Consider the following 20,067-nt stretch of genomic DNA (forward strand, 5'->3'; position numbering starts at 1 on the left):
GAGGCAATGAACTTGAAATGACTGCAGATGGCGCGCCTCGTGCACGCTGAGGGCTCTTGATGGCAGGTTGGTGGCCATCAACTTCCATGAGCCAGGTTCCATCTGCTTCAAGTACCCAGGCCAGCATGATACTCTTATAAATTTACCCTGCAGAGCGAGCGCCGCCCTGTCGATTTGCCATGCCGTGAAACTGGTTGAGTGTAGGAATCGAACGAATGACTGCCGAGATTGAGAAGGCAGCTTTGGCAATGATGACGGAAGATCTGCCTTCCGGCGGCAATCTGCACCCGATGTTCTTCGACGCTCTCTGCGACGGACTTTCCAGCGCCTTCTTCGCCTACGACAAGAACGATCTCCTGCTGTTTGCCAGCCGGCAGGTTCTGAACTTCTTTCCGATCCAGCCCGAGTTCCTGCATTCCTCGACGCGATTGCGCGACTTCCTGGGCGCGGTCTTCGACAGCGGCGTGCTGAGCCAGGGAAATCAGGGCAAATCCTCGACCAACCGTGACGGCTGGATCTCGCAACGCATCGCCTCGCATTGGCGCGAGCGCTTCGAGATGACCGAACATTTCATCGATGATCGTCGCGTCCGCGTTATCAATCGACGACTGTCGTCCGGGATCGGCTTCTGCATCCTCTCCGACGTCTCCGAAGTGAAGAAGCGCGAAGAGCAGTGGCGCATCGACATGGAGCGCGTGCAGCTCACGGAAGACATTCTCGACAACCTGCCTTTCCCGCTTTTCGTCAAGGACCAGAACATGGTCTACGTCGCGGTCAACAGGGCATTCTGCGAGAAATACCAGACTGCAGCAGACGAGGTTCGCGGCCGCAAGGGCGTCGATCTGTTTTCCACCGACCTTGCCCATCGTTTCGACGAAAGCGACCGGCACGTCATCGAGACCGGAGAGATGTCGATTTCGCGTCAGCGCCAGATCGCCCGTGACGGCGTTGAGCGCGATATCGTCACGCGCAAACATCGCATCGGCAAACCCGGCCGCTATTTCCTGGTCGGCACCATGCAGGATCTGCCGAAGGACGGAGCCGATTTCGACGAGTTTGCGCTGGCGTCGCACATCAAGGAAAATGGCGACCGATCCTATCGGCGTGCCTATGTTCCAATGGCTGCCCTGCAGACCATTTCACGTCGTCCCGCCGCCATGGAGACCTTCGCGCCGGAAAATTTCAGCGGCCGCAAGATTCTCGTCGTCACGTCAGATTTTGCCGCCGAGACGGCCGCTCTCAAGACGCTCGGCGCGTATGATTTCGAAGCCTGCGTCGTTCACGACGAGAACGAGGAGGCGGCGTTTCTGGATGTGGCGAGCGCCCACGGCGTCAAGATCGATCTCGTCATCGTTGACAATCAGCTGGGCAAGCGCGGTGTCGAGCTGGCGGAGCGGCAAAACGTGCCCGTCCTGTCTCTGGATGGTTCGCAGCTCACCACGGAATTGCCGTTCCTGATCGCTCGCCATTTCAACCGCAACATCCGCGGCGAGCTGGGAGATGTCAAAGGAGCGGGGCCTGCGCAGGAATGGCGACATGGCGCCGGCGAAGATCGCCGCGTGCAGGTTGTGGTCGCCGAAGACAACGACATAAATCAGATCGTCTTCGCGCAGATCCTCGAAGGTCTCGGATACAGCCATGTGATTGCCGCCAGCGGCGATGAGGCCGTGCGGCTATGGCAGGAACATCGCCCCGAACTCGTCCTGATGGATATCTCGTTGCCGGGCCTGAACGGCTTCGAGGCGGCACGATTGATCCGCGGGGCGGAGAAGGGCAGCGGATCGCATACGCCGATCATCGGCGTGCTCACTCAGGCCTTTGAGCGCGACCGCAACGAATGCGCCGATGCCGGCATGGACGACGTCATCCTGAAGCCGGTCAGCCCGGACATTATCGAGACTGTATTCCAGAAATACATGCGCAATATCCGCAAAGCGCAGAGCAGGTAAATATTACGATGATTCCATACTCGACGGCGAGTTGTTGCGGGCGTCGAATAACTGTCGTTTTGCCATCCTTTGTTAAGACTTCGTCTTCATGCTTTTTCCAGGGTGGAGAAAACATCGGAACCGAATATGAAATCGGCTGAAATGCTGCTTGGGCCAGTCAGTCAGGAATCGCAGGCTTTCGCTTATACCGATCCGCTGACGGGATTGGGCAATCGCCACCGCATGCGCGAACGCACGCGCCAGCTTTCGCTTGAGCGCGCCAGCGATCCTGCGCCCTTCACAATCGGCATCGTCAATCTCGACTCCTTCAAGCCGATCAATGATCTATTCGGCGTGGAAGCCGGCGACGAAATCCTTTGTCAGGTTGCGCATCGCCTCAAGGCGTGCATTCCGGATGGCGCAGCCGTGACCCGTCACGATGGCGATGAATTCGCCTTTGTCCTGCCTCTGGTTTTCGAGCGCGTCGGCGCCGAGAAATTCGGACAGATGATCCGCGAGGTGCTGTCGGCGCCCTACGATCTTGGCGATCGCAATGTCCGGCTGTCCGCCTCTTTCGGCTTTGCGATCCATCCTTTTGGAGGCGAGGAATTCGACGATCTCCTGAAGAACGCGGAAACGGCTCTCTATCGCTCCAAGCGCCGTGGCCGCGGCCAGATTACCGTCTATTCCCGCGAGATTGCGCAGGAAATGAAGCGGGCAACGCAGCTTGAGCAGGCCTTGCGAAACGCCATCATTTCCGATGCCATCGACGTGCATTTCCAGCCGATCGTTTCGCTTGCCAACAATATGGTGCTCGGCTTCGAGGCTCTTGCCCGGTGGAACGATCCCGATCTTGGCTTCGTTTCCCCTGCCGTCTTCGTGCCGCTCGCCGAGGAACGGGGTTTCATCGACGCGCTGTCCGAAACGCTTCTGCGCAAGGCGGCGGAGGCGGCACTCTCCTGGCCGCGCGAGCTTTTCCTGTCCTTCAACCTGTCTTCGGCGCAGCTGATGGACCCCGGCACCAGCAGCAGCGTCCTTGCCATTCTCGCTCGCGTCGGCCTCGATCCGCATCGCCTGGAGCTCGAAATCACCGAAACCGCCGTGATGAGCTCGGCCGACACGGCGCACCGTATCATCGCCGATCTCCGGGCTGCCGGCGTGCGTATTTCCCTTGACGACTTCGGCACCGGTCAATCGAGCCTCGGGCGCCTGCGCGAGTTCATCTTCGACAAGGTGAAGATCGATCGCGCCTTCGTCTCCCGCATGAATTCCGACAGAGCCTCCGAACACATCATCAAGGCAGTTCTTGCCATGTGCGAAGGGCTGGAGCTGCGCGTGGTTGCTGAAGGCATCGAAGAAAATTCGGAAGCCGCGAAGCTGAGGGCGCTCGGCTGCGCCATGGGGCAGGGCTACTATTTCGGCAAGCCGGCCGATAGCGCTGCGACGCTTCGCTATCTGCAAACGCATTATTTCGAACTCGGCAGCGAGCGCGAGATTGCTTGAGGCAGTAAGCATGCCCGAAGAAGGCGGCGGCCGGAAAGGGTCGCCGCTTTCTTTTTGATCAGGCTGATCCTGTTACTTGCTGGTCGACGACGTCGTCATGCTGTCGGTCGCCGGCATGGTTGTCGTTCCTTCCAAACGTGCCGCCTTTTCCGAAGCCTGCATCATAAGCGTCTTGAACTCGGGCGCCGATTTCAGCGTGGCGGCCGTTTCGGTTGTCGTCAGCTTGATTGTGCCATCCTGTGCATTCTGGGTGGCGTTGATCTTGGTGAACGGCACGGCGACATTCTTCTGGCCGAGGCCGAGGAAGCCGCCGACGCCGACCACGGCTGCGATAACACCGCCCTGCTTCTGCAGGATCAGGTCGTTGATGCTGCCGATGCTCTCATTCTGACCATTATAGACCGACTGGCCCATATAGGTCCTGGCACTGATCTGATCCGCAGACTGCGTGGTCAGGTAGCCGCCGGCCTGCTCGGTGCCCGTTGCGCCCGGCGTCTTTGTCGGAGCGGGGGCCTGAGCCTTGGTTTGCGGCGCCGGACTATCCGGCTTTGCGGCGCCGGGCGTTGCCGGAGCGGATTGCGTCAACGGCGCATTGCCGCTGTTACCTGTACCGCCGTTCGACGGCTGCTGTGTCTGTGCGAAAGCCATTGGCGAGAGCACGGATGCAGCGGCAAAGATTGCGCCTGCAGCGACGGAGGTGAAGAGTTTCCCAGTCATCGTGAACCTACCTTTCATTCTGATGGGCATGCCTGGTGAAACGCATGCATACCGGTGCGAGTGGATTTCTGGATTACTGACCAACATCGTACCGGTCGTAAGGCAAATGGCTCAGGGAAGCTTTGGTTCCGTCAAAAGTTGCAGGAGGTCGGTGTCTCAGGGTTGTAAATGGGCGTAATATTATGAAAAAACAATACGTTGATCTACCAATGCGGTCCGGAAGTTTAAACGCGGCAGCTGCGCCGAAATATGGCCGCGCCTATTTTTGCGATATATAACTTGATCGCGTCGGCGCCGTCCGCATAGCGGAAATCGCCTTCGCACCCGAGCGCGAAGGCGAAGGTCAATCAAAGCTTGTAGGGTGGATCGAAGACGCCACGGACGGTCGGGCCGAGTTCCAGAAGCGCACCGGCCTGCGGCTGCATGGAGCGCGCCTCGTCATCGAGCCCTTCCCAGGCGGTCGTCACTGCCAGCCGGTCGGCATTCTTGCCGATGAAGGCGGGGCAGGAGGGCTGCATGGCCGGTACGCGATAGCGTTCGATGCGCAGGCCGTCCGGGCTGTATTTGTCGACGAAGCCGGAACCCCAGCGGGCATTCCAGATATAGCCGTCGGCGTCGCAGACCGAGCCATCGAGACCGCCGGGATCTTCCATACTGTCGACCATGACGATCGGCTCTCCTGCCGGAAGCCCCGTCTCGGGATCGACGAGCACGCGCATGAGCTGGCTGACGCGGGTATCTGTGAAGTATCCGATGGTGCCATCGGGCGAAAAGCAGATCGAATTCGGGATGCTGATTTGGTCGAAGATCTTGGTGACCTTGCCGCCGGCCGCGACATGATAGATGGCACCGGCCTGCATTTCGGCGCGCTTGCCCATGGTGCCGATCCAGAGCGAACCGGAAATATGCGTGCGGCCGTCATTGGAGCGGTTCCCCGGCTTATCGGTCTCGATCGCCGCATAGAAGCTTAACTCGCCGCTCGCGATGTCGCGAAGGAACAGGCCTTCTTCGGTGGCGATCATCTGCCGCTCGGCATCGACGCGGGCCAGCACGCTCGCCATCATCGGCAGCTCATGGACCTTCTTCTTGCCTGTCGGCAAGTGCAGCTCATGCAGCTCCTTGCCGAGAATGTTGAACCACCAGACGGTGTCCGTATCGGGGTCGTAGGTCGGGCCTTCTCCGAGCACGGACGAGGTGTTGCAGAGAATATTGCCCTGAAAATCATGAATATCGGTCATGGATCAGGCTCCTATGGCGGCGTCATAGGCGTAAATGGTGGCCTTGGCGCGTTCGGCAACCTCAGCGGTCGTCATTCCCGGCTTGTAGAGGCTGGTTCCGAGCCCGAAAGCCAGGATACCGGCCTTGGTGTAATCGGCGAAATTCTTGTCCGAAACGCCGCCGACTGCCGCGATGACAAGCTCTGGCGGCAGAACGGCGCGGATGGCTGTGATGCCGGACGCGCCGAGCACGCCGGCGGGGAAGAATTTCAGGCCGGTGGCGCCGGCGCGGGCCGCCGAAAGCGCCTCGGTTGCTGTGAAGACGCCGGGCATCGTCACCATGCCCTTGTCGCGGGCGCGGCTGATCACCGCGGGCTCGACATTCGGCGTGACCAGCAGCTTGCCGCCGGCGCCATCCAGCCTGTCCACGTCTTCCACGGTCAGGACCGTGCCGGCGCCGATCAGGCAATCGGCAGGCGCCATCTTGGCGGCGATCTCGATCGAGCGGAAAGGTTCTGGCGAATTCAGCGGAATTTCGATGGCGCGAAAGCCGGTCTCGATCAGCGCGCCGACGATGTCTGCGGTTTCCTCTGGCTTGATGCCGCGAAGAATGGCAATGAGCGGGCGCTTCATGGGCGGGAAGGGGATACGGGTGGTCATCAGTTTTTGCTTTCTTGTCTGAGCCAGATCGCTGCGGCCGCTGCGGAAAGCCCGCGGCGAACGGCGGCGTCGGCGTCGATGGTCTGGTAGGAGAGGGACAGGCTGCGGAACGCCTCTTCATAGAGCGCCTGCAGGCGGCCTGAGGCAACGAGCGTGATGGCGGCACCTTGCCCGGCGGAAGACAGGGCGCCCGCAATCTCGGCACCGATCAGCGTGCCCGAGATCAGCGCCAGCGCGCCGGCTGCCGTCGTGCCGTGGAGGAGCTGGCCTGAGCGAGCGGTGAACAGCAGATTGGTGGCGAGCTGCGGTTTCTCGAATGCAGCCTTGAGGGCCGCTTCGAAGGCCGTGGCGTCGGCGGGCATGTCGGCGGCGCCGGCAACGGCATGCGACAGGATGCTGTGCTTGGTGATGACGTCGAAGAGTTCCCCGGTCATGAAGGTGGAGAAGCCCGTTACCCGGCCGTCGACCACGCGCACCCATTTCGAATGTGTTCCTGGCATGCAGACGATCTGCTCGCCCTTGGCATCGGCGGCAATCGCGCCGAGCAATTGCGTTTCTTCGCCGCGCATGACGTCCGGAGCGTCCTTGGCTCGCTGCGCCAGGCCCGGCAAAATGCGCACGTCGCGCGGCTGCCCGGGAACAACGACTGCGCCCGTAAGAATGGCGGCCAGCGATGTCGGCGTGTCGATATAGCCGGCTTCGACCCAGCCCTGGCGTGCGCCCGCCATGCCACAGACGATGACGGGAAGATCCAAGGGCGCAGAGATGGCGTCCAGATGCGCCTGCAGGATCTCGGCAAAGCCGGTCTGGGCGGCCGTCGTCATGCCTTCGCCGCTTCGGCGCTCCGCCAGAATGCTGCCGTCTTCGCCGATCAGCCACAGCCGGAAACTGCTGGTGCCCCAATCCACCGCGATGAATGCGGGTTTTGTCATAGGAAATGCTCCAAATCTTTCACTAGAAAATGCCGCCGTCGACGATGACCGATTGTCCCGTCATCGCGCCCGAGCAATCGGATGCAAGGAAAAGTACGGGGCCTACGAGATCCTCTGCCTTCAGCACCCGCTTGAGGCATTGCCGGTCGACGGTTTTGGCCATGCCATCCGCCGTCAGCCAGAGTTCGAGCTGTCGCTCCGTCACGATCATCCCAGGCAAGACGGCGTTGACGCGGATGTTCTCCGGGCCGAAGCGGCCGGCAAAACTCTTCGTCAGTCCGATAATGCCTGATTTCGCGGCGGCATAGGAGGATAGCGCCGGCGGGTTCATCTTGAAGACGATCGAGGAGAAATTGACGATCGCTCCGCCGCCGGCGGCCCGCATGCCGGGCGCTGCCGCCTGCGATACGAAGAAGACCTGCTTGAGATTGATCGACTGGTTGTTGTCCCAATATTCCTCGGTCGTCGTGTCGATATCGTGCCGGTCGTCCCAGGCGGCGTTGTTGACGAGGACGCGGATCGCACCAAGATCGGATTCGACAGCCGCGACCGTGCTCTTGATCTCGCCGACATCGCGCAGATCGGCGTGGTAGAAGGAAACAGGGTGCGCCGACTGCGACGAGAGCCTCGCCGCGAGCGCCCTGCTCGGCTCTTCCGCGATGTCGATGAAGGCGACTTTTGCACCTTGCCGGGCGAAGCCTTCCACGAGTGCCGCGCCGATGCCGGAACCGCCGCCGGTGATTAGCACGGTGCGGTCCTTCAGATCGGGAAATTGCGCCTGTGTCTCAGCCAAGGTTTCTCCTCCCGCTTGATAAAATGTTCCATTATTTGGAACAAAATTTGACTATGTGGAATTATCGGATTACCCTTCCGTCGTGTCAAGGATAGCGTCGCTGTGCGAGCGATAAATGAAAGGGTACGGAGCTGAATTCGGATAGCGAAAAGGCGGATCGCCGTCGCGACCGGGAGACCGGCACGCTTGGAAAGCTCGTTGCGCTGCTCGATCTCGTTGCATTGGCAGACGGCCCGATGCGGTTCACGGATATCCTTTCGTTATCCGATCAGCCCCGAGGGACGCTCCATCGCCAATTGTCGCATCTCGTCGAGGAGGGACTTCTGGAGGTCGACCGTGACGGACGCTATCTTATCGGCATCAGGCTTTTGAAGCTGGCCTCGCGCAGCTGGGCGCGCAACGAGTTTCGCGCTATCGCCGAGCCGCATCTGCGCCGCTTGCAGGAGTTAACCGGCGAAACCGTGCATCTCGGCGTCCTGCGGGGCTCGGAAGTCATCTATCTCGACAAGGTCGAGGGGCGGCAGTCCGTGCGCATGTACTCCCAGATCGGCAACGCCTCTCCTGCCTATTGTACGGGTGTCGGCAAGGCGGCCCTTTCCGCGCTCGATGATGCCGAACTTGCCGAGCGGATCGCCGGCTTCGAATTTCGCCCCTATACCGAGCACACGCTGCGGAGCGCCGCCGAATTGCTTGCGGATATACTCGACATCAGGGCGCGGGGCTATGCATTCGATCGGGAGGAGCACGAGAGCGGCATATGCTGCGTTGCCGCGCCGATCCGCTCCGATGGCGATCACATGCTGGCCGGTGTCTCGGTAACCGGCCCTGCCTATCGCGTCACATCGGGGAAGCTGCAGGAATGGGCACCTTTGGTATTGGCAGCAGCCGATTCGATCATGACCGACATGCGCAATCGGATGGGTCCGAAGCGATAGCCCTGTGCCCGTTTGCCGCAGCCATCGCGCGAAATTCGACGATTTATCTCAGTTCGCGCCGAACCCTGGCAAAATTGCGTATTTAACTTAAATTTGATTATTGAGATGTGCGTAAGAACTGCCATTATCCTCGCACGATTGCCGAGATCACAAAGGATTTGGCGGAATGGTGGGCGGACATCATAGTAATGACCATTGAAGCGGTCGGAATCCTGTAAATCTTATATTTGCATAAACGCTGGTTATGCGGCGCCGGTACGATGGCGTCGAGAGAAAAGCCGACAGAAATTCCCTGTTTTTCCTCTTTTACATAAAGAAGACTAAAAATGACAGCATTGATGCAGGCGGGAGCGTCTCCTCGAGGCGAAGATTTTATTGAGGAAATTGGCAGGCTGAAGACACAGTTTGATGTGTTTCGTTTCATGAAGGGGTTGACCGAAGCCTATCGTTGCCGGGCCTTCATGGTCACCAATTTGCCGCCGATCACCTCCTTCGAATTGCAGAGCAATTCGGTGATCAACAATTGGCCGGCAGAGCTTCTCTCGGCCTACGATCAGGAGGGATTGCTGCCAACCAGCCCCGTGCTGCAACGTCTGCGCCGCACGACGCTGCCCTTTGTCCATGACGTCGCGCCGGCCTCGAACCGCGACGAAAGCAGATCCCAACTCGTCGTCGCTTTGTTCGAAAAATTTCGCATGACGCGTTTCCTCTGCCTGCCCACCCATGATGCTTCCGGCATTCGCGGCGCGGTAACCCTGGCTGGCGATCGCGAGCCCTTTTCGCCGGAAGAGATCAAGGATCTGTGCTACATTGCGATCCACGTCTTTGACCGGCTTGCGGAAATCCGCAGCATGGATGTGCGCGTCGTCGATGCGCTCACGGACCGCGAGATCGATTGCCTGAACTGGACGGCGGCGGGCAAGACCAGTGCCGAGATCGCCGAAATCCTGGCGCTCTCGGAACACACCGTCAATCACTACCTGAATCGGGCAACCAAGAAACTCGACACTGTTAACCGCACGCAAGCCGTCGCCAAGGCCTTGCGGGTGGGGCTGATCAAGTAGCGGTCGTTCCACTCGGCAATCTCGTTAATGTCACGGTCCGCCTGGAGACGCGCTCCTTTTGCCAGCGCGGCTCGGTGATCGAGATTCGAGCAGAAGGCTGCTCGAATCTTGCACGTTGCGCACAAAATATGCAGAAGCGCCGCTCTGCGGCTGAGCGGTCGATTGGGTCGACTGCCGCCAGATGCTTGGAATACGTTACATTTCGCTGCCTTTTGAAAAGTGGCACGCTTCCTGCTTGTTAAATTGCGGAAGTCCAGAGGGGACTTTGATAACAGCGCCGAACAACGTGCGCGGATCAAATGACCGCCGCCGATACCCTTGCCGAAGCTCTTTTCGGCGAAAAGCATCGGCGGCGGTTGTTGCCTATTTGGCACGCTGGCCGAGATCAGTGACGTTCATTGGGCGATTTTCGCATTCTTGCCTTATTCCTCTCGGCTGCCTGCCCTATGTCCGCCCGCGAAAACGTCCTTCCCGTTTGGGAGAGTGTTGCGGCTGGTAGGGTCATAGACCCGGCGGACCTGCCGGCCGCAACCAAGACGCCTTTTTTACGTCGGTGCCGAATTTCGTTTGGCGAAGTCCTGCCACTCCACTATCTAAGCCATAGGGATTGAGAGAGATCGCGGCCGATGCCGGGCTCTCGATGCAGCGCGCGCAGTGAGGATGGCATGGCAGACATCACCAAGGAACAGGTGCTGGAAACGTTGAAGACGGTTCGCGGCCCGGACCTAGAGCACAATATTGTCGAGCTCGGCATGGTGTCGGATGTCTTCATCTCGGACGGCAAGGTGTATTTTTCCATTACCGTTCCTGCCGAGCGGGCCAAGGATCTCGAACCGATGCGGCTCGCAGCCGAGCGTGTCGTCAAGGACATGCCCGGTGTCAAAGGCGCCATGGTTGCTCTGACTGCCGACAGGAAAGCCGGCAGCCCGGCACCGCGTCCGGCTCCCCCGCAACAGGCCGCTCCCCATGCTCATGCTCATCCGCACGGCCAGCCGCAACAGCCGCGCGCCGCCAAGATCGGCGTTCCTGGCGTCGGCGCCATCATCGCCGTCGCTTCGGGCAAGGGCGGTGTCGGCAAGTCGACGACGGCGGTCAATCTTGCGCTCGGCCTGGCGGCCAATGGCCTGCGCGTCGGTATTCTCGACGCAGACATCTACGGTCCGTCGATGCCGCGCCTGCTCAAGATCTCAGGGCGCCCGACCCAGATCGATGGCCGCATCATCAACCCCATGCAGAACTACGGCTTGAAGGTCATGTCGATGGGCTTCCTCGTCGAAGAGGAAACCGCGATGATCTGGCGCGGGCCGATGGTGCAATCAGCGCTGCTGCAGATGTTGCGTGAAGTCGCCTGGGGCGAGCTTGACGTGCTCGTCGTCGACATGCCGCCCGGCACCGGCGACGTGCAGCTCACCATGGCGCAGCAGGTGCCGCTTGCGGGCGCAGTCATCGTTTCGACGCCGCAGGATCTTGCGCTCATCGATGCGCGCAAGGGCCTGAACATGTTCCGCAAGGTCGAGGTTCCCGTCCTCGGCATCGTCGAGAACATGAGCTATTTCATCGCTCCGGACACCGGCGCCCGCTACGATATTTTCGGCCATGGCGGTGCGCGCAAGGAGGCCGAGCGGCTCGGCGTTCCCTTCCTCGGCGAAGTGCCGTTGACCATGGGCATTCGCGAGAGCTCGGATGCCGGAACGCCGCTGGTCGCAGCCGAACCGAACGGCGTGGTCGCCGGAATCTATCGCGAGATTGCCGCCAAGGTCTGGAAGCAAATAGCCGACACGCCGCTGCGTTCTGCCCCCTCGATCGTGTTTGAATAATTCACAGCACCTTGTCTGCTTTCTGTATAGCGACGGATTGTCTTGCCTGTATCCTGTGCTATGACTTCGCCGATTTCTGAAATCTGCGGTGAAAGCGCACAGTGAAGGGGTTGTGACTTGATTCTTTGCGAGCTTTGCTGCATATGCGCCGCCGGCGTGGAGATGGTCGGTTATTTCCGATGATTGCCCTCCGCCGAATGGTGGTTCCGTTTCGTCCGGTCAGGCGGCTTCGCCAAGGCGGACGGCGGATTGGTATAGCAGCGCAGTGGAACGTGGACAGGGATTCCCGGCCGGCCCGGCGGGATAAGACCGGGGTTTTATGAGCTTTTTTCGTTGGCCATTGTTGGGATCGCGGCAGGCGTGCGCAACGCGCTTTGAACGTAGCTCCGTCTCCGCTGCAGGAGCACGCAGTTGATTACTGCCTATTGCTCAGATTCCAGGCCGCTTGAGCTTCCCGATCTCTCGGTCGCGGCCCGGTTGCCCGACAATGCCGTCTGGATCGACATGGTCGAGCCCTCGCGAGAGGAGGAAGCCAACATCGAGCGCCTGCTTGGGCTCGAAGTGCCGACGCGCGAAGACATGAAGGATATTGAGCCGTCGAGCCGCCTCTATATCGAGAACAGCTCGGTTTTCCTGACCGGATCGCTGCTGTGGAAGGCCGACACCAATCTGCCGATGCTGACCGATGTCGCTTTCATTTTGACGGGAGACCGGCTGGTCACCATTCGCTACGCACGGCCGAAATCCTTCGCATTGTTCATCGCGGCGCTGCAGCGAATTCCGCAGGAGCGGCGCACGGGCGTGGCGCTCCTTGCCAAGCTTTTGGAAACGATCGTCGACCGTACGGCCGAGGTGCTTGAACAGGCAGCGGCCGGTATCGATATATTGTCGGTGCACGTCTTCGGCGATCGCTTGAAGAAGATCCGCCGCCCGTCGAATTATCTGGAAGAAAAGCTCAAGGACATCGCTAGCTATCACCGTACGATCAGCAAAGTACGTGACAGCCTGAGTTCCCTGTCCCGGCTGCTGACCTTCCTTTCTACCATCCCCGCAATGCAGCAGGACTCTGAAGCCAGAGAACTCTGCCGCAATGTGTCGCGGGATGTTCAGTCTCTGTCGGAGCATGCCTCTTTCGTCGCAGGCAACATCACTTTCCTGCTGGATGCATCGCTCGGACTGATCAATATCGAGCAGAACGCCATCATCAAGATCTTCTCGATCGCATCCGTGGTGTTTCTGCCGCCAACGCTCGTGGCGTCCGTTTATGGCATGAATTTCGAGCGTATGCCCGAACTGCACTTCGCCTACGGCTACCCGGCTTCGTTGACGCTGATGGTCGTATCCGCCATCGTCCCGTTTTTCTTTTTTCGCTGGAAAGGCTGGCTCTGAGAGTCTAGTGATCCTGAATGTCTAACGAAACCAATCATTCTCCCGACGGGACGATGAACGCTCGTAAGCTTGCCTACCTGGCCCTCGGTTCGATCGGTGTAGTGTATGGCGATATCGGCACAAGCCCCCTCTATGCCTTTCGCGAAGCGCTGAAGCCGGTGGCCGCCGACGGGCTGACCCGCGGCGAAGTCATCAGCGTCATCTCGCTGATGTTCTGGACGCTGACCATCATCGTCACGATCAAATATGTCCTTTTTCTGCTCCGTGCAGACAATGACGGCGAAGGCGGCACGCTGTCGCTGCTGGCCCTCCTGATGAAGACGGCGAATGGCCATACCGCCATTCTGATGCTGTTGGGCCTGTTGGGCGCGGCGCTGTTCCTCGGCGACGCCATGATCACGCCGGCGCTTTCGGTTCTTTCGGCGGTCGAAGGTCTAAAACTCGTCACGCCGCAGCTGTCGGACTATATCGTGCCGATATCGGTCGCGATCATGGCGCTGCTTTTCGCGATCCAGTCGCACGGCACCGGCGCGGTCGCCCGCTTCTTCGGCCCGATCACGGCTCTCTGGTTCATCGTCATGGGCCTTGCCGGCATCATGCACATTTCCGATGACTACAGCATTCTGGCAGCGCTCAATCCCTGGTACGCGATCAGCTTTCTTCTGCGCGAGGGCTTTCTCGGCATCGTGGTGCTGGGCGCGGTGTTCCTGACCGTGACGGGTGCGGAAGCGCTTTATGCCGACCTCGGTCATTTCGGCCGCCGCCCGATCCAGTGGGCCTGGTTCGTGCTGGTGTTCCCGTCGCTGACCCTGAACTATTTCGGCCAAGGCGCCCTGGTGCTGCGCCAGCCCGAAGCCATGTCCGATCCGTTCTTCCTGATGTATCCGCATTGGGCGATCCTGCCGGTGGTCATTCTCGCCACGCTCGCGACGATCATCGCCAGCCAGGCGGTCATCACGGGTGCTTTCTCGCTCACGCGGCAGGCCATCCATCTCGGCTTCCTGCCGCGCATGGAAATCCTGTTTACCTCCGAGACCAATACCGGCCAGATCTTCCTGCCGTCGGTCAACACCGTCCTGTTCTTCGGCGTCATCTTCCTGGTGCTGAGCTTCAAGACGTCGGATGCGCTGGCGACGGCTTATGGCATTTCGGTCACCGGCGCGATGGTCGTCACCTCGATCATGGCCTTCGAATTCGTCCGGGTTCGCTGGAACTGGTCGCTGCCGATGGCTGCCGCCGTGCTGACGCCGCTGGTATTGCTGGAATTCGTCTTCCTCGGCGCCAACCTGCTGAAGATCCACGACGGCGGCTACGTTCCGGTGACGATCGCAACGGCCTTTACCGTCATCATGTGGACCTGGCGCCGCGGCACCTCGATCCTGATGGAAAAGACGCGCCACACCGACATCCCGCTGTCGTCCTTCGTCAGCTCGATCGAGCGCAAGAGTGATCACTCGCCGGCATATGTGCCGGGTACGGCGATCTTCCTGACCAGCGATCCGGAATCGGCGCCGGCCGCGCTGCTGCACAATCTGAAGCACAACCACGTTCTGCACGACAAGAACGTCATCCTGACGATCCGCACCACCAACAAGCCGCGCGTCGCCCAAGAAGATCGTTATTCGGTCGAAAAGGTTTCCGAACGGTTCTCGCGCGTCGAGCTGCGCTTCGGCTTCATGGAATCGCAGAACGTCTCGCAGGCGTTGGCAATGCTACGCAAGACGGGCCTGAAGTTCGACATCATGTCGACCTCTTTCTATCTGGGCCGCCGCAAGCTGGTGCCGGATGCGAAATCGGGCATGCCGCATTGGCAGGACCGGCTCTACATCGCGCTCGCCAATGCCGCGACCGATCCCTCCGACTACTTCCGCCTGCCGGCCAACCGCGTGGTGGAACTGGGCTCGCACGTCATCATCTGATACGGACGCTATCGTTGCTTGCTGAAAGGCCTGGCGGACATCCGCCGGGCCTTTTCCTGGTTTACGCCCGCCACGTTCGTGACACATCCCTGCCCGAATTAACCATCCATCAAGGTTAATGGGAGATTATTCCGGCTCCTGGTTTCGAGTGCCGTTTGGAGTCCGGTGTTGTCTCGTTCGCGTTATGTCAGCCGAAAATTGCGGTTCCTGCCCGAGAATTGGATATCTCCAGCCGTTTTCGGGCTTTGCGCCTGGCTGATCTTTCCATCTCCGGCCGCCTACGGCGATCTTGCCGGTTTGCTTGCGGGCATAGACAGGGAAGGGGCCAACTGGCGCATGGTGATGACCAATTCACCGGCCGGTTCCACCCATCAGGCGGAACTCGCCTTTGGTGATGCAAGTGCGGCCGCAGCCATCGGCGATGGCGGCCTCACACTGCCGGATGGAAGCCGCGTCGCTTTCCAGTCCGAGCGGAAGGGCAGCGACCCCAGGCCGGACGAGGAGCGCATCAACCGTCAGGCAAAGAAGGGCCGGGTGGTTGCCGTCGCGCCGATGCAGCCGCCGAAGGATTTTTCCGCCGGCTCCGTGCTGCAGCGTGACAGCATGCTGCTCCGTCCCGCGTCCGAGACCGGCGGGCGCACCGCTTTCCTGAAACCGAAGCTCGGCGGCAAGGAAATCCAGATCGCTACTGCCTTCTACAAGAAGCAGCCGCCGAAGCCGGATGACAGCGTGCCGACCTACCTGGCCAATCTGGTCACCAATCAGAATGCCGATATTCTCGCGGCCGCCTATGCGTCGCCGGCGCCGGATTATGCCCGCACCTCTCCCTTTGATTCCATCCTTGCCAAGGATCAGGATGGCCAGGGTCGTTTCGTGCCGCAGATCGGACCGAAGGATCATTCCTGGGCCGCCAATGTCCTGCCGCCCTCGGTGTTCTCCTCGGACGAACAGCAATGTCTTGCGACAGGCATCTATTTTGAGGCGCGCGGGGAAGCGGTGAAGGGACAGGCAGCCGTCGCCCAGGTCATTCTCAATCGCGTCCGCAACCCGGCCTATCCCAAGACCATCTGCGGCGTTGTCTATCAGAATGAGGATTGGCACAATGCCTGCCAGTTCTCGTTTGCCTGCGACAACATCAAGAAGCGGGTCAATTCGCCGGAGCACTGGCATATCGCCCGCCAGGTTGCCATGGCGGTCACCGCCGGCAAGATCTGGTTGCCCGAAGTTGGATCCGCCACCCATTATCATGCCGTCTACGTCAGGCCGAAATGGGCAGCCGAAATGGTAAAGGTCGGCCGCATAGGCATGCACATCTTCTATCGGACCTATGGCGGCGGCTGGAGCTGAGGCGGCCGGAGCTGCGAATTGCCGCCCATTGAGCGTTCGCATGGCTGGCGAAAAAGCCGCAGCAAAGCCTGGGCTGAAGAGGATTCTTCGGCTCAGTTTTCGCTAATGACGGTCCTTTCAGTTTAAGGTCATGATTTAATTGGGCTAATTTATGGCTGGACAGATGCTGTCTACGCCTTGACTATGCTTTTTCCTAAAACTATGTTGCGCGCGACTTCAAAACGGGCCGAAAGGTGGCGAAACCTGCTGTTCGTTTGCGCGTTGACCGGGGATTGGGATAGCGCGCGACGGAAAGGGAGGGCATCATCATGACGGATGACCGCGACGAGGGTCTGGAACAGCGTCGAGCGCAGTTGGATGCCGAATTGGCAAGCAAGCGCTCTGCGATGAGAGAGGATGAAGGCAGGGAGGTTCGCGTCGAGGAAGGCCGTAAAGGCTACGCTCAGGCGATGAAGCTTTCCAGTGAATTCATTGCCGCCATCATCGTGGGTGCCGTTCTGGGCTACGTTTTAGACCGTTTTGTCGGCACGGCGCCGTGGGGCATGATTATCTTGCTGCTTCTCGGATTCTGTGCCGGTGTACTGAATGTGCTGCGCTCCGCAGGCAAGGTGGCGACACCAGTGCTCGAAGAGCGTCGGCCGGACAAGAAATGAGCGGGAGCAACGCTGCGGCGCTGTTTCCAGGTGAGAGGCATCCGCTCGCTCGAGCGGAAAAATGAAAGAGAACAAGCGGTGGCAAACGGACCTACCCATCAGTTCCTGATCTTCAAGATTATCCCGATCGATATCGGCGGAATTGATTTTTCGTTCACCAATGCTTCCCTGTTCATGGTTGCCTCCGCAGTGATCTCTGCCGGCTTTCTCTATTATGCCAGCGCTGCGCGCAGCGTTATCCCGAGCCGCGCTCAGTCCGTTGCGGAAATGGCCTATGAGTTCATCGCCTCGATGCTGAAGGAAGGGGCGGGGACGAAGGGCATGAAGTTCTTCCCGCTGGTTTTCTCGCTTTTCATGTTCGTGCTGACGGCAAACCTGCTCGGCATGGTTCCCTATTTCTATACCGTCACCAGCCAGATCATCGTCACCTTCGCGCTGGCGCTGCTGGTTATCCTGACGGTCATTCTCTACGGCTTCATCAAGCACGGCTTTGGCTTCCTCAAGTTGTTCGTGCCGCATGGTGTTCCGGGCATTCTCCTGCCGCTGGTGGTGGTGATCGAAATCATCTCCTTCCTGTCCCGGCCGATTTCGCTCTCCGTTCGTCTTTTCGCCAACATGCTGGCTGGTCATATCACGCTGAAGGTGTTCGCAGGCTTCGTCGCCTCGCTTGGAGCCCTCGGCGCGCTCGGCATCGGTGGTGCAATCCTTCCCCTCATCATGACCGTCGCCCTAACCGGTCTCGAGTTCCTTGTCGCCTTCCTCCAGGCCTACGTCTTCGCGGTACTGACTTGCATGTACCTCAACGACGCAGTTCACCCGGGTGGCCACTAAGGATAAAGACATTGGCGTCTAAGGGCGTCAGTCATTCACCGCACAACCATTTCAAAGGAGTTCAACATGGACGCGGAAGCAGCAAAGTTCATCGGCGCAGGTTTGGCTTGCTTTGGTATGGCCGGCACGGCTCTCGGCCTCGGCAATATCTTCGGCAGCTACCTGTCCGGCGCACTGCGCAATCCGTCTGCCGCTGACAGCCAGTTCGGCCGTCTGGTATTCGGCTTCGCCGTTACGGAAGCTCTGGGCATCTTCTCGCTGCTCATCGCTCTCCTCCTGCTCTTCGCCGTCTGATATCAGCGGCGTCATAGATCACGGTTCGCGGGCAGCGAGCCGTGATTCTTTGTATTTGCAGACCACCTGGAGGTGAGCATGTTTGTGACCCCGGCATATGCTGACGAAGCACCGCCGGCCGCCGGTGCGGTGCACACGGCAACGGGTGCGCCGAATGAAGGCCATCACGCCGGCGTTTTCCCGCCGTTCGACCATACGACGTATCCGTCACAGCTGCTTTGGCTGGTGATCACCTTCGTTATCTTCTACGTGGCCATGCAGAAGATCGTCATTCCGCGCGTTGGCAATATTCTGGAGAGCCGGCATGACCGTATCGCCCAGGATATAGAGGAAGCCTCGCGTCTGAAGGCCGAGGCCGACGCTGCCGTAGCGACCTACGAAAGCGAATTGGCTGCTGCGCGCACCAAGGCAAATTCTATCGGCGCGACCGCCCGCGATGCCGCCAAGGCAAAGGCTGAGGAAGATCGCAAGACGATCGAAGCAAGCCTTTCCGAAAAGCTCAAGGCCGCTGAGGCTCGCATCGCCGAGATCAAGGCGAAGGCCTTTGGCGATGTCGGCGCGATTGCGGAAGAGACGGCTTCTGCCGTCGTCGAGCAGCTCGTTGGCAACGTCGCCGGCAAGGCCGATGTCGCATCGGCCGTCGCTGCAGTATCCGCAAAGCAGGAGGGTTGATCCATGACATTCGGTCTTGACGAAACTTTCTTCGCTTTTGTCGCTCTCATCATCTTCCTCGGCCTGATCGTCTATCTGAAGGTTCCGGGCATGATGGCAAAGTCGCTGGACGACCGCGCCGACCAGATCCGCAACGAACTGGCAGAAGCAAAGCGCCTGCGCGAAGAAGCCCAGCACCTGCTGGCCGAATATCAGCGCAAGCGTAAGGAAGCCGAGGCTGAGGCAGCAAATATCGTTGCCGCTGCCGAGCGCGAAGCCGAGATGCTGACGACGGAAGCCCGCAAGAAGACGGAGGAATTCGTCGCCAACCGTACGGCTCTGTCCGAGCAGAAGATCAAGCAGGCAGAAGCCGATGCGATGAAGGCGGTTCGGTCCGCCGCCGTCGATTTGGCGATCGCCGCTGCTGAAACCGTGCTCGCGAAAAAGGCCGACGGAAACGTTCAATCCGGTCTCTTCAACGACGCAGTCAACGAAGTGAAGACCCGCCTGAACTAAGCGTGTGAGAAATCATGCTTTGAAAGCCCCGCCTCGGCGGGGTTTTTTGTTTAATTGCTGCTTTTTTGGTGTTTGACGAAAGAGGTTCGCGCGCCTAGATCCCGTCATGGGGCTCGGGGGGCAGCAGATGCACGCATCGAACGATCAGGGACCATTTCGCGAGGGCGACATTGTCTTTCGACCGGTTCGCCCATGGACAGCGAGCATTCATGCCTTGTTGGACGCTCTGCGGCGACATGGATTTGCTGCCGCGCCGCTACCTTTGGGGGTTGATGCGGGCTGGGAGAGGGTAGCCTATCTGCCCGGGACGACCGGCGACCTCGACGGCGATGAAGTGATGCGCTCCGAACGGGCGTTGCGATCCGCAGCGTCACTCCTTCGGCGCTATCATGATTGTACTACGCTATTTCTCCGTGAACTCGCAGCGGATGGCATATGGCAGTTGCCAACCCGCGCGTCGGGAGAGGAGGTCATCTGCCACGGGGATTTCGCCCCCTACAACGTCGTTTTGAACGATGGCGAGGTGACGGGCATCATCGATTTCGAGACGGCTCATCCCGGCTCACGATGCTGGGATCTGGCCTATGCCATCTATCGCTGGGCACCATTGTCTTCGGAGATCCGTGTGGCGGGTCTGAGCGGGCTGAGTGATCAAATCCGGCGCGCCCGCGTCTTTGTGGATGCCTACGGCTTGCCCCTCGCCGAACGCGCCCTGATACCGAGCACTATTATTGCGCGACTGCAAGCATTGCTGACCTTCATGGAGCAGGAGGCGGCCCGCGGCGTCGAGAGATACCGCCGTAACTTGCAGGATGGGCACGATCGCATCTACCGTCTCGACATCGCCTATGTATCGAAATGGTCGTCAGAGATCATTGCTGGGCTCTGCGAATGAGGCGCT

At 59.8% G+C, this 20,067-nt stretch carries 19 protein-coding genes; 14 read left to right on the forward strand and 5 right to left on the reverse strand.

Features of this window, described 5'->3' with window-relative positions; genetic code table 11:
- Positions 1–215 precede the first annotated feature (215 nt).
- Positions 216–1,949, forward strand: a complete 1,734-nt coding sequence (locus tag RHSP_RS04640) for a response regulator (protein ID WP_037149615.1) — start codon at positions 216–218, stop codon at positions 1,947–1,949.
- A gap of 126 nt (positions 1,950–2,075) precedes the next feature.
- Positions 2,076–3,431 (forward strand): putative bifunctional diguanylate cyclase/phosphodiesterase, encoded by a 1,356-nt coding sequence (locus RHSP_RS04645; protein ID WP_004109806.1) that lies wholly within the window; start codon positions 2,076–2,078, stop codon positions 3,429–3,431.
- Between the two features lie 72 nt (positions 3,432–3,503).
- Here RHSP_RS04645 and RHSP_RS04650 read toward each other — a convergent pair whose 3' ends face one another.
- The 5 genes from RHSP_RS04650 to RHSP_RS04670 all read right to left on the reverse strand — a co-directional run bounded on the left by RHSP_RS04650 (position 3,504) and on the right by RHSP_RS04670 (position 7,750).
- The gene (locus RHSP_RS04650) at positions 3,504–4,148 is read right to left on the reverse strand and encodes a PRC-barrel domain-containing protein (protein ID WP_004109809.1); all 645 of its coding nucleotides are present in this window, start codon (positions 4,146–4,148) and stop codon (positions 3,504–3,506) included.
- Positions 4,149–4,495: 347 nt separating this feature from the next.
- Positions 4,496–5,386 carry an SMP-30/gluconolactonase/LRE family protein gene (locus tag RHSP_RS04655; RefSeq protein WP_004109811.1) on the reverse strand — a complete coding sequence of 297 codons (891 nt, stop codon included), beginning with the start codon at positions 5,384–5,386 and terminating at the stop codon, positions 4,496–4,498.
- 3 nt (positions 5,387–5,389) lie between these two features.
- The gene (locus RHSP_RS04660) at positions 5,390–6,025 is read right to left on the reverse strand and encodes a 2-dehydro-3-deoxy-6-phosphogalactonate aldolase (RefSeq protein WP_004109813.1); all 636 of its coding nucleotides are present in this window, start codon (positions 6,023–6,025) and stop codon (positions 5,390–5,392) included.
- Positions 6,025–6,957, reverse strand: a complete 933-nt coding sequence (locus tag RHSP_RS04665) for a 2-dehydro-3-deoxygalactonokinase (RefSeq protein ID WP_004109816.1) — start codon at positions 6,955–6,957, stop codon at positions 6,025–6,027. Before RHSP_RS04665 ends, RHSP_RS04660 begins: the two co-directional genes overlap by 1 nt.
- A 22-nt stretch (positions 6,958–6,979) precedes the next feature.
- Positions 6,980–7,750 (reverse strand): SDR family NAD(P)-dependent oxidoreductase, encoded by a 771-nt coding sequence (locus RHSP_RS04670; protein WP_004109819.1) that lies wholly within the window; start codon positions 7,748–7,750, stop codon positions 6,980–6,982.
- A gap of 131 nt (positions 7,751–7,881) precedes the next feature.
- Here RHSP_RS04670 and RHSP_RS04675 point away from each other — a divergent pair, with 131 nt between their 5' ends.
- From RHSP_RS04675 to RHSP_RS04730, 12 genes are all read left to right on the forward strand, one after another.
- On the forward strand, positions 7,882–8,685 hold the full coding sequence (locus tag RHSP_RS04675; RefSeq protein WP_037149619.1) for an IclR family transcriptional regulator: 804 nt from the start codon (positions 7,882–7,884) through the stop codon (positions 8,683–8,685).
- Between the two features lie 326 nt (positions 8,686–9,011).
- Complete coding sequence (locus tag RHSP_RS04680) at positions 9,012–9,749, forward strand: LuxR family transcriptional regulator (RefSeq protein ID WP_004109824.1); 738 nt, start codon at positions 9,012–9,014, stop codon at positions 9,747–9,749.
- A gap of 665 nt (positions 9,750–10,414) precedes the next feature.
- Positions 10,415–11,566 carry an iron-sulfur cluster carrier protein ApbC gene (gene apbC, locus RHSP_RS04685; protein ID WP_037149623.1) on the forward strand — a complete coding sequence of 384 codons (1,152 nt, stop codon included), beginning with the start codon at positions 10,415–10,417 and terminating at the stop codon, positions 11,564–11,566.
- A gap of 411 nt (positions 11,567–11,977) precedes the next feature.
- Positions 11,978–12,955 carry a magnesium transporter CorA family protein gene (locus RHSP_RS04690; protein WP_004109829.1) on the forward strand — a complete coding sequence of 326 codons (978 nt, stop codon included), beginning with the start codon at positions 11,978–11,980 and terminating at the stop codon, positions 12,953–12,955.
- Positions 12,956–13,008: 53 nt separating this feature from the next.
- Positions 13,009–14,874 (forward strand): potassium transporter Kup, encoded by a 1,866-nt coding sequence (locus RHSP_RS04695; protein WP_086005340.1) that lies wholly within the window; start codon positions 13,009–13,011, stop codon positions 14,872–14,874.
- A gap of 168 nt (positions 14,875–15,042) precedes the next feature.
- The gene (locus tag RHSP_RS04700) at positions 15,043–16,221 is read left to right on the forward strand and encodes a cell wall hydrolase (RefSeq protein WP_037149626.1); all 1,179 of its coding nucleotides are present in this window, start codon (positions 15,043–15,045) and stop codon (positions 16,219–16,221) included.
- Between the two features lie 308 nt (positions 16,222–16,529).
- Entirely contained in the window at positions 16,530–16,874 is a 345-nt protein-coding gene (locus RHSP_RS04705; protein ID WP_004109837.1) for an AtpZ/AtpI family protein, read from the forward strand.
- Positions 16,875–16,952: 78 nt separating this feature from the next.
- Complete coding sequence (locus RHSP_RS04710; protein ID WP_004109840.1) at positions 16,953–17,705, forward strand: F0F1 ATP synthase subunit A; 753 nt, start codon at positions 16,953–16,955, stop codon at positions 17,703–17,705.
- Between the two features lie 66 nt (positions 17,706–17,771).
- On the forward strand, positions 17,772–17,999 hold the full coding sequence (locus tag RHSP_RS04715; protein ID WP_004109844.1) for a F0F1 ATP synthase subunit C: 228 nt from the start codon (positions 17,772–17,774) through the stop codon (positions 17,997–17,999).
- Between the two features lie 78 nt (positions 18,000–18,077).
- Positions 18,078–18,671: a F0F1 ATP synthase subunit B gene (locus RHSP_RS04720; protein ID WP_004109847.1), complete on the forward strand. Its 594-nt coding sequence runs from the start codon at positions 18,078–18,080 to the stop codon at positions 18,669–18,671.
- Between the two features lie 3 nt (positions 18,672–18,674).
- Positions 18,675–19,166 carry a F0F1 ATP synthase subunit B gene (locus RHSP_RS04725; RefSeq protein ID WP_004109849.1) on the forward strand — a complete coding sequence of 164 codons (492 nt, stop codon included), beginning with the start codon at positions 18,675–18,677 and terminating at the stop codon, positions 19,164–19,166.
- Between the two features lie 127 nt (positions 19,167–19,293).
- The gene (locus tag RHSP_RS04730) at positions 19,294–20,061 is read left to right on the forward strand and encodes a phosphotransferase enzyme family protein (protein ID WP_004109851.1); all 768 of its coding nucleotides are present in this window, start codon (positions 19,294–19,296) and stop codon (positions 20,059–20,061) included.
- Positions 20,062–20,067 lie beyond the last annotated feature (6 nt).

The sequence above is a fragment of the Rhizobium freirei PRF 81 genome (genome assembly GCF_000359745.1).
Classification (GTDB): Bacteria; Pseudomonadota; Alphaproteobacteria; order Rhizobiales; family Rhizobiaceae; genus Rhizobium; species Rhizobium freirei.

Bases quoted from the DNA above. Each gene is read 5' to 3' on its own strand.
- RHSP_RS04660 (WP_004109813.1), bottom strand. From the start codon at position 6,025: ATGACCACCCGTATCCCCTTCCCGCCCATGAAGCGCCCGCTCATTGCC.
- RHSP_RS04650 (WP_004109809.1), bottom strand. From the start codon at position 4,148: ATGACTGGGAAACTCTTCACCTCCGTCGCTGCAGGCGCAATCTTTGCC.
- RHSP_RS04640 (WP_037149615.1), top strand. From the start codon at position 216: ATGACTGCCGAGATTGAGAAGGCAGCTTTGGCAATGATGACGGAAGAT.
- RHSP_RS04730 (WP_004109851.1), top strand. From the start codon at position 19,294: ATGCACGCATCGAACGATCAGGGACCATTTCGCGAGGGCGACATTGTC.
- apbC (WP_037149623.1), top strand. From the start codon at position 10,415: ATGGCAGACATCACCAAGGAACAGGTGCTGGAAACGTTGAAGACGGTT.
- RHSP_RS04705 (WP_004109837.1), top strand. From the start codon at position 16,530: ATGACGGATGACCGCGACGAGGGTCTGGAACAGCGTCGAGCGCAGTTG.
- RHSP_RS04655 (WP_004109811.1), bottom strand. From the start codon at position 5,386: ATGACCGATATTCATGATTTTCAGGGCAATATTCTCTGCAACACCTCG.
- RHSP_RS04665 (WP_004109816.1), bottom strand. From the start codon at position 6,957: ATGACAAAACCCGCATTCATCGCGGTGGATTGGGGCACCAGCAGTTTC.
- RHSP_RS04720 (WP_004109847.1), top strand. From the start codon at position 18,078: ATGTTTGTGACCCCGGCATATGCTGACGAAGCACCGCCGGCCGCCGGT.
- RHSP_RS04715 (WP_004109844.1), top strand. From the start codon at position 17,772: ATGGACGCGGAAGCAGCAAAGTTCATCGGCGCAGGTTTGGCTTGCTTT.
- RHSP_RS04725 (WP_004109849.1), top strand. From the start codon at position 18,675: ATGACATTCGGTCTTGACGAAACTTTCTTCGCTTTTGTCGCTCTCATC.
- RHSP_RS04695 (WP_086005340.1), top strand. From the start codon at position 13,009: ATGAACGCTCGTAAGCTTGCCTACCTGGCCCTCGGTTCGATCGGTGTA.
- RHSP_RS04645 (WP_004109806.1), top strand. From the start codon at position 2,076: ATGAAATCGGCTGAAATGCTGCTTGGGCCAGTCAGTCAGGAATCGCAG.
- RHSP_RS04680 (WP_004109824.1), top strand. From the start codon at position 9,012: ATGACAGCATTGATGCAGGCGGGAGCGTCTCCTCGAGGCGAAGATTTT.